This window comes from Acinetobacter sp. YH12072 (genome assembly GCF_013419565.1).
In the GTDB taxonomy this organism is placed as follows: domain Bacteria; phylum Pseudomonadota; class Gammaproteobacteria; order Pseudomonadales; family Moraxellaceae; genus Acinetobacter.
The window spans coordinates 1-7,972 of record NZ_VOZV01000062.1; the positions used below are offsets into that span (position 1 = coordinate 1).

The following is a 7,972-nucleotide window of genomic DNA, read 5'->3' on the forward strand; positions in this document are numbered from 1 at the left end:
GTTTCATGCTGGCTTTTGAGTCGTGAACTTTGGCCCATTCACATAAGGAAAGCGACAGGTCAATATGACTGGCATCCAAGGAATACAAGGGATTCTTAAAGCGAAATTTATGAGCGACTTTTGAGTGGTCATAGTATTTAAGCAACTTGTAAAATAGCTGTTGATACAAGGCAGCAGGCTGCTGCTCATTGATTCGTGCCAGCGTGCTTCGGGGAATAGACTTTGCTCCGAGATGACTTAGCTTTTCCTGTTGGCACTCCAAATTGGATTGAATATCTCTCAGACTTTGCCTACAAGAGAATTGAGACATCAATATGGCAATAAACTGATCCCACCGGGAAGCCGCTCTAAATTTCTGTCCAACATGGTGTACTTTAGCAAGTTGTTCAAAATCCTGTCGCACAACAGGTTTAATTAGCTCATGAAATACGGTATTCTGATGTGACAAAACCTGAATCCTGGTCGTTAAAGTGTTTGTTTGCACTCATATTTTAACTGTTAGGACTCAGGTTTTTTTATTTAAAGCAAACTATGGGACAGCAGTGAGCTTAAAGCTCCCTTTTTCGACTTCATATAACGTGTATTATGTCAATTTTAGGGAAATTAAAGAGCAGAAATGAACTTAAATCTAAATAATAAAAAATTTGTAAATGCTAAAAATACATCTAATGGAGAAGTATCTCACGAGACTATTTTTAATTATTACCAAGTAGGTGAGCGTATAGAAGCTACCTATTCTGGTGGCAGTATTACCAATGGACATTTACTAGGTTTCATGACTTCTGAAAAAACTTTCACTATGGCATACCACCACATCAATGAGATGAATGAATTACGTATAGGTGAATGTAATACTGAGATTGAGATCCAAGCCAATGGAAAAATTAAGTTAATTGAAAATTGGCAATGGCGTAATGGAGACTGTTCTACAGGCGAATCAATACTTGTTGAAATGTAAGGTAGAAATAAATAAAGCCCAGATCTTAGATCGGGTGTTATTCACCAATTAAAACGGACACCTTTAATTAAGCCCTAGTGCTAAAGCCAGGGTTAAGGAGTGTCTTATGAGTCATATCGAAGTTATCACATTCAACCAGCGCCGCCGTCGCTATACTGCCGAACAAAAAGCCCAGTGTGTTGCCTTGAGCATGCAGGCGGGCTCATCGGTATCAGCAGTTGCACGGCAATATGGTATTGCCCCAAGTTTGTACTAGCTCAAACCTGATCTGACAGTTACCCATTTTTTATTGTGCCTGTCAGGTTAAATTTGAGCTAAATTCTTCTCAGCCCAAATCCGTTTTCCATCAAGTAAAGTTTCAAGTGGTGTACGACCACAGCACATTTTTCCTTGATGAGTCCGTTCAGTATTATAGAATTTCAGCCAATCGTCTAGATCAACTTGTAATTCTTCCAATGAGCTATAAAGCTTCTTCCTAAACGTAATTTGATAGAACTCCTGCAAAATCGTCTTATGGAAACGCTCACATATACCATTTGTTTGCGGGGAAGCTGCTTTTGTCTTCGTGTGATCAATATCATTGACTGCCAAATACAACTCATAGTCATGTTGTTCTACCTTACCGCAATACTCAGTACCTCTGTCTGTGAGAATGCGAAGCATTGGTAAGTCCTGAGATTGATAGAATGGCAACACACGATCATTGAGTAAATCAGCCGCTGTAATCGGTGTTTTTGTTGTATAGAGCTTGCAATGAACGACCTTGTTATAAGTGTCGATGAATGTTTGTTGGTAGATTCGTCCAACACCTTTGAGATTCCCGACATAAAAGGTGTCTTGCGCGCCTAAATAGCCTGGATGAGCTGTTTCGATTTCACCACAAGCAACGTCATCCTCATGCTTACGTTCAAGTGCCGCAATCTGCTGATCATTTAATTCAATACCATCCTGTGCTACTTTAGCCTCAAGTGCTTTTAAACGCTTCTTAAAGTTTTCTAAATCATGACGAAGCCATATAGAGCGAACCCCACTCCCTGAAACGAATACACCCTTCTTGCGTAATTCATTACTAGTACGGTGCTAACCATATGCGGGATATTGAATTGCGAAATCAATAACAGCCTGTTCAGTAGCATCATCTACACGGTTTTTTAAATTTGGTACTCGACGGGACTTATTAATCAGTGCGTCAATATCACCAGACTTCACTAATTCCTGATAGCGATAAAATGTATCTCTTGAAACGCCCATCACTTTGCATGCTCTGGATACATTCTGAAGCTCTTCAGCTAAATTAAGCAGACCTACTTTGTGTTTAATGATTTGATTGTTAGTATGCAACATAAGAAAGTTACCTTTGTTTGATTAAGATTTCGACACCTTTATCAAAACGGGTAACTTTCTCTTTTTCAAGAAGAATGTACGATCAAGTCTGAACTAATACATTTCAGCAGTTTGGATTAATTTGTTAAATGGTTCATCCCATGCATGATTTGCTAGTGAAAAACGCCCAATGTGCATTGGCATCATGGCTTTAGCTTTTAAATCCACCGCAGCCTTTATAGCCTCTTCGGCACTGTTGCAAATATAGATTTGAGCCGATGATGTTCTCGTTAAAAGTGCTTAGAGACCGAAAACTCTATTCACTAGATACACTTCACCCTGAGGTTGACCATAATAAAATAATGAAGCCTGACCTTTACGGAGGAGGGCACGCATCACTTCAATACCTTTGATTGTGGCATAAGCCGTCTTCATCGATTTGAAGCCTAAGGTCGCCTTGATAATTCGCTTTAACTTGCCATGATCACATTCGATCACGTTATTTTTGTATTTAATCTGCCTGTGCTCAAGATCCGGTGGACATTTTCCTTCCCGTTTTAACCGTGACAAAGCACGTCCGTATGTGGGTGCTTTATCCGTATTGATCACTTGTGGCATTTGCCATTTCTTCACATTATTTAAAATTTTTCCAAGAAAACAATAGGCTGATTTGGTATTACGTCTAGAAGAGAGATAAAAATCAATGGTATAGCCACGTTGGTCGACTGCACGATACAGATAAGACCATTGTCCATTCACTTTTACATAAGTTTCATCAATATGCCATGAGCTTAGCTCTTTAGGATTACGCCAATACCAACGTAAACGTTTTTCTATTTCAGGAGCATAACGTTGAACCCAACGATAAATCGTCGTGTGATCAACATTTACACCACGTTCAGCAAGCATTTCCTGAAGTTCACGGTAGCTAATGCCATATTTACAGTACCAACGCACAGCCCAAAGAATAATTTCACCCTGAAAATGCCGACCATGGAAAGGATTCATATACTGAACTTTTAGCTAGAAGGATATTAAGCTTATCATCTATAGCTATTTGCAACAGTGCCGAGCAAGCATTGCACGATCGAGGCATGCCAAAGAATGTGATTCACCATTCCCACAGAGGTATGCAATATCTTTCCATTCGCTATACCAATCGTTTAGAAGCAGCAAATTTACGAGCATCAGTCGGTACGACTGGTGATTCATACGATAATGCTTTGGCTGAAACAGTGAATGGCTTATACAAAACAGAGATGATTGAATATTTAAAAGCAGATTGGCAAAGTTTAGCAGATGTACAACTTGCGACATTAAATTGGGTAGATTGGTTTAATAAAAAGCATGTACACAGTGCACTAGGTTATGTATCGCCTTTTGAGTTTGAAGCAATGTACTATGATAAGATTAACCCGTTAGGTCAGGTGGCCTAACTTAAATAAAAAAATCTCCGATAAATCCGGTAAGGTTCAAAATGCGATTTATGGCTTTTTTATGTAAAAAAAAAGTAATATCTGTTTTATTGTTAAATTATAACAATTAGTATAAATACACCTATGATTTACAGATGAAAAAGGTAGTTAAATGAAATATTTTCTAAGTTTAACTTTGTTAGTTTTAGCAATGACTGGGTGTACTTCGAGTCCAAAGACTGAAACTTTACAAGATAAGGCTACAAGCAATACTTCAGCTGATACGCAGGTCCTTAAATTTTCTGGTCCAAATGGTTTATTAATTTTTCTGAAATCATCGGATAACTTTGAAACTGCTTTAATGACTGATAACTCAGGCATGGTATATCGTTTAAAGCAAACAGTTGCTGGTAGTGGTATTCGTTTAGCTAATAATAATGGAGTTTCAATTCACTTTAAACGTGGTGAAGGGGTTGTTGAATTTGTAAAAGACCAGCCAATCAGCATTACTGAAGTAAAATAATAAGGTTTAAACTTTAAGAGAACCCCACACCATAATCTACATACCGAAAGTTGGACACTATTCCTTGAAATGTGGTCAAACATGATCAAGGACTAATTCGCACTCTGTTAATGGGTGAATTCAAACATGAGGTGCGACAGTTGCAAAAGCCTTATGATAATCTGTGTGATTCATAGACATCACTTCAATATAATGGGTGTCTATGAACAGAGAAATTCAACAAAGACTCGTATGGGTTAAATTATTTGAAGAGACCAATAATGCTGGCCTGGTTTGTCGAAGATGTGGTATTTCTAGACCAACTTTACGCAAGTGGTGGAAATGATATTCTGAACAAGGTATTGATGGATTAAGTAGTCATAGTAAATGTCCCTTGAAATCGCCAAATACTAAAATCAATGCTGAGCTAGAAGCTTTAATATTGGAAATGCGCTCAGCTAGAAATCTTGGTGCTCGACGTTTGCAAACCGAATTAATGAGCTGCACGGAGTCTCGTTGTCCTTGGCGACTATCCATAAAGTACTATCCACCCATTAAGTCAAACCGATTAAAAAATTCCGTCGTAAAGTAGATTACATTTGTTATGAACGTCCATTACCAGGCGATAGAATTCAAATGGATACCTGTAAACTGGGTCCTGGACTATATCAGTACACATCTATCGATGACTGCACACGATATCGCATTTTAAGGATATATAAACGCCGAACAGCTGCGAATACACTCGACTTTTTAACTGTGTAATTGAATAAATGCCTTTTCCCATACAGCGAATACGGACCGATCGTGGACGAGAATTCTTTGCTGAAAAAGTACAGAAAAAATGATGCAGTATGGGATCAAATTTAGGCCGAATAAACCGGGTTCACCTCATCTGAATGGCAAGGTAGCGCTCACAAAAGACTGATGAATCTGAGTTCTACGCTACTGTAGATATCGATTCAGAGGAAATTCAGAGCAAACTGGCAGAATGGCAGCATTACTATAACTGGATGAGACCACATTCAGCTTTGAAAGATAAAACACCGATGGAAAGGTACTTGAATTATGTGAAGAAACTCCTTTCTTAGGTGAAGTCCAGAAGCAATACGACCCCTCAAATGAACGGATTCAACATGCCAATGACAAGATGTATTTAGAGATTGTTAAATTGAAACGATCTCTATGAGTTACGTATCTATATCATTTTTACTAATATAAAAACATATGAATAAAAATCACGCCCCGTTTAACTGGCAATAGTTTTTGAACCCTGTTATAAAAGCTTAAAAAAATCTAGCAAGTCTTTATTTAATGTCAATACTCATCCAGTATTGAGGTTTTTTATCTTTTCTTGCCTGTGATCTAGGTTGTAATACTCTAATTTCATACTCACCTGAAGCAGGTAAAATATAAATACCATTATCATCAAGCTCTGGAGAATATTCTCCAAGATTGATGGAGTCTTTTAATTGATTACCCCATAAGTAAGCTTCAACATTTCCTCCAGTCAACTTCACTTTTAACTTTTGCCCTTTTTTAGCATAAAATTTGTAGGAATCATACTTGTATCCATCTATCCTTCCGTAATAATTTGCAGAGTAAGCTTTTTTAGCAAACTTAACTACAATAGTCTTCCGTATATCATTGTTATCATTTGCAAGTACGACAGGGCTAACTATAGTTAAAGTTAGGGCTATCAAAGCGCCAGCTAGTAATTTCGTATTCGCTATTTCCATAATAAGGTTACCCTAATTCTTGTATCGCTCTTGACATAATAACATAACTAATAAGTAACCATGAATCATGGAGCAGAAATGTGAATAGTCATAACATGGGGTTGCACTTCAAATGCCAATTTAAGACTTGCAAAATCAATGGTTAATTAATTGGTTACTAAGGACTAGCCAATCTAAATATAAATTTTATTTAACAATTACTTATAAAAATATGTGATGCGTATGATACGCATCATATGAATATCGCTTAAATTTGCTATAATTGAATTGAGCAGTGCCATTTGTGGTTAGGTTAAAAATTCATGAGTCTTACTGAAATTAAGGTACGTCAAGCTAAACCAAAGGAAAAAATCTATTTTCTGGCAGATGATGACGGCTTAAGTTTGAAGGTAGAACCAAACGGACGTAAATCTTGGAGTTACCGCTATTCACTTGCAGGGACAAATAAACGTCCTCGCATGAAGTTGGGTGAATATCCTGTAATGTCCTTGAAAGAGGCCAGATCAGTCCGGGATGAATATAAATTTAATAATTATGAAAATAAACCACTGCATAAAAAATACATCAAAACTTTTCAGGATATTTGTGAAGAGTGGTTAGAATTTAAAATTAAAAATTCCTTTGAAGATGAACCACGATGCGGTGTAATTCAGCTCGCAAAAAAATGTTTAGATCAGGATGTTTATCCAAATATTGGACTAATGCCATTTATGGAAATTAAAAGATATGATCTAGTTAAGATTATTAAAAATATAGAATCTAGAAATGTAAAAGAACCTGTAAAGAAAGCCTATAGTTATTTAAATCAGATTTATGATTATGCGGTAGCGATGGGGTATTGTGAATATAATATTGCACATGGACTTCATAAAATATTAGTCAACAATAAGATTAAGAAAAACTATCCTCATTTAAATTCAGATGAACTATCTAATTTCTTAGCTAAATTAAATCAGATTAATACAGATCCTATTATTAAAAAAGCCCTGTTATTTAAATTATATACAGGCGTCCGTGGTGGAGAATTATTGCTTTGTGAACCACATCACTTCGATCTAGATAAAAAAATATGGAAAATACCAGCCTTACATATTAAACAATATAGAAGAAAGGTTATTTTAGGTCATGATATCCCTGATTTTTTTGTTCCACTATCTGATCAAGCACTTGAAGTTGTGAAATCAGCACTCGTTTGGTCTCATGGCGAAAAATATGTGTTTTCTAGCCCCCGAAACAATAATAAACCTATTCATTTTAATACCCTGAACTTGATTATCAGAAAAATGGGATATACTAAAAATGAATTAACTTCTCATGGGTTACGATCGACATTTAGTACCATATTAAATGAATCCGGTTTATTTCAATCAAATTGGATTGAAGCACAGCTATCTCATACTGATAAAAATAAAACCCGTGCAAGTTATAATCATGCAGAATATTTTAATCAGCGTATGGAAATGATGCAATGGTGGGGCGATTTTATTGATAGTTGTACTGTAAATTAATGGTTATGAAATCCAAGTTTTAATTAGAATAGGCTTTGTTGCACAAACCTATTCACCGCCATAAATCATTATCTAAAATTGCATCTCGTGGTAAAAGCTCAATGGGCCGGTTCTATGGCTATAAATTACATGTTGTGATGAATCAACTTAGAGAAATAGTCTGTTCACAATAATGATTTCTCTTAACTCGGTAAGCGTCCGCTGAATCCCATGCCTATTTTTTAATTTTGGTCGGATTTAGAGGTGGATCAGGAAATTTGAACAACACTTATAAGTGATATTTTGCTCCCCAAATGATGTTATAAACACCAATATATGGAGTATTTTATGGCACGTAGACCAAGAAGAAATCATTCAAATGATTTTAAAGCTAAGGTAGCACTTGCTGCGATTAAAGCAGAAGGCGGATTCAAGCGGCAAGTGCAACAGTATAAAAACCAGCCATAACTTCACTCGGTGTATACCAACCTAGTGTTTTTCTAGGACGATGGTTGAGTGCAAATTCTATCTGCTCTATTTGTTCGTTT

General features: G+C 36.6%; 6 protein-coding genes and 6 pseudogenes. 7 read left to right on the forward strand and 5 right to left on the reverse strand.

Annotated features, from left to right (window positions below; all coding sequences use genetic code 11):
- Positions 1–448 (reverse strand): DUF4372 domain-containing protein (locus FTU19_RS15460; protein ID WP_180052336.1); only part of this gene is annotated, 448 nt, incomplete at its 3' end.
- 168 nt (positions 449–616) lie between these two features.
- Here FTU19_RS15460 and FTU19_RS15465 point away from each other — a divergent pair.
- Together FTU19_RS15465 and FTU19_RS15470 are read left to right on the forward strand one after the other, a co-directional pair.
- A complete protein-coding gene (locus tag FTU19_RS15465) occupies positions 617–958 on the forward strand; it encodes a hypothetical protein (protein ID WP_104472901.1) in 342 nt (113 codons plus the stop codon).
- Between the two features lie 106 nt (positions 959–1,064).
- A pseudogene (locus FTU19_RS15470) lies at positions 1,065–1,208 on the forward strand (transposase); the annotation flags it as partial.
- Between the two features lie 53 nt (positions 1,209–1,261).
- Here the strand turns inward: FTU19_RS15470 and FTU19_RS15475 are convergent.
- Positions 1,262–2,302 (reverse strand): annotated as a pseudogene (locus FTU19_RS15475) (IS481 family transposase).
- Between the two features lie 279 nt (positions 2,303–2,581).
- Positions 2,582–3,289, reverse strand: a complete 708-nt coding sequence (locus FTU19_RS15480; protein ID WP_180032295.1) for an IS6 family transposase — start codon at positions 3,287–3,289, stop codon at positions 2,582–2,584.
- 59 nt (positions 3,290–3,348) lie between these two features.
- On the opposite strand from FTU19_RS15480, the pseudogene FTU19_RS15485 reads away from it, so the two are divergent.
- The 3 genes and pseudogenes from FTU19_RS15485 to FTU19_RS15495 form a co-directional block, all read left to right on the forward strand.
- Positions 3,349–3,717 (forward strand): annotated as a pseudogene (locus tag FTU19_RS15485) (integrase core domain-containing protein); the annotation flags it as partial.
- Positions 3,718–3,868: 151 nt separating this feature from the next.
- The gene (locus FTU19_RS15490; protein ID WP_004281821.1) at positions 3,869–4,219 is read left to right on the forward strand and encodes a hypothetical protein; all 351 of its coding nucleotides are present in this window, start codon (positions 3,869–3,871) and stop codon (positions 4,217–4,219) included.
- Positions 4,220–4,421: 202 nt separating this feature from the next.
- Positions 4,422–5,387: pseudogene (locus tag FTU19_RS15495) on the forward strand (IS481 family transposase).
- A 118-nt stretch (positions 5,388–5,505) separates the two neighbouring features.
- On the opposite strand, the gene FTU19_RS15500 reads toward FTU19_RS15495, so the two are convergent.
- Positions 5,506–5,937 carry a PPC domain-containing protein gene (locus tag FTU19_RS15500; protein ID WP_004780041.1) on the reverse strand — a complete coding sequence of 144 codons (432 nt, stop codon included), beginning with the start codon at positions 5,935–5,937 and terminating at the stop codon, positions 5,506–5,508.
- A 302-nt stretch (positions 5,938–6,239) separates the two neighbouring features.
- On the opposite strand from FTU19_RS15500, the gene FTU19_RS15505 reads away from it, so the two are divergent.
- Both FTU19_RS15505 and FTU19_RS15510 read left to right on the forward strand, forming a co-directional pair.
- Positions 6,240–7,445: an integrase arm-type DNA-binding domain-containing protein gene (locus FTU19_RS15505; RefSeq protein WP_004647716.1), complete on the forward strand. Its 1,206-nt coding sequence runs from the start codon at positions 6,240–6,242 to the stop codon at positions 7,443–7,445.
- A gap of 50 nt (positions 7,446–7,495) precedes the next feature.
- A pseudogene (locus tag FTU19_RS15510) lies at positions 7,496–7,612 on the forward strand (transposase); the annotation flags it as partial.
- 242 nt (positions 7,613–7,854) lie between these two features.
- Here the strand turns inward: FTU19_RS15510 and FTU19_RS15515 are convergent.
- A pseudogene (locus FTU19_RS15515) lies at positions 7,855–7,972 on the reverse strand (IS30 family transposase); the annotation flags it as partial.

Coding starts and splice junctions, on each gene's coding strand:
- FTU19_RS15505 (WP_004647716.1), top strand. CDS start 6,240: ATGAGTCTTACTGAAATTAAGGTACGTCAAGCTAAACCAAAGGAAAAA.
- FTU19_RS15465 (WP_104472901.1), top strand. CDS start 617: ATGAACTTAAATCTAAATAATAAAAAATTTGTAAATGCTAAAAATACA.
- FTU19_RS15500 (WP_004780041.1), bottom strand. CDS start 5,937: ATGGAAATAGCGAATACGAAATTACTAGCTGGCGCTTTGATAGCCCTA.
- FTU19_RS15490 (WP_004281821.1), top strand. CDS start 3,869: ATGAAATATTTTCTAAGTTTAACTTTGTTAGTTTTAGCAATGACTGGG.
- FTU19_RS15480 (WP_180032295.1), bottom strand. CDS start 3,289: ATGAATCCTTTCCATGGTCGGCATTTTCAGGGTGAAATTATTCTTTGG.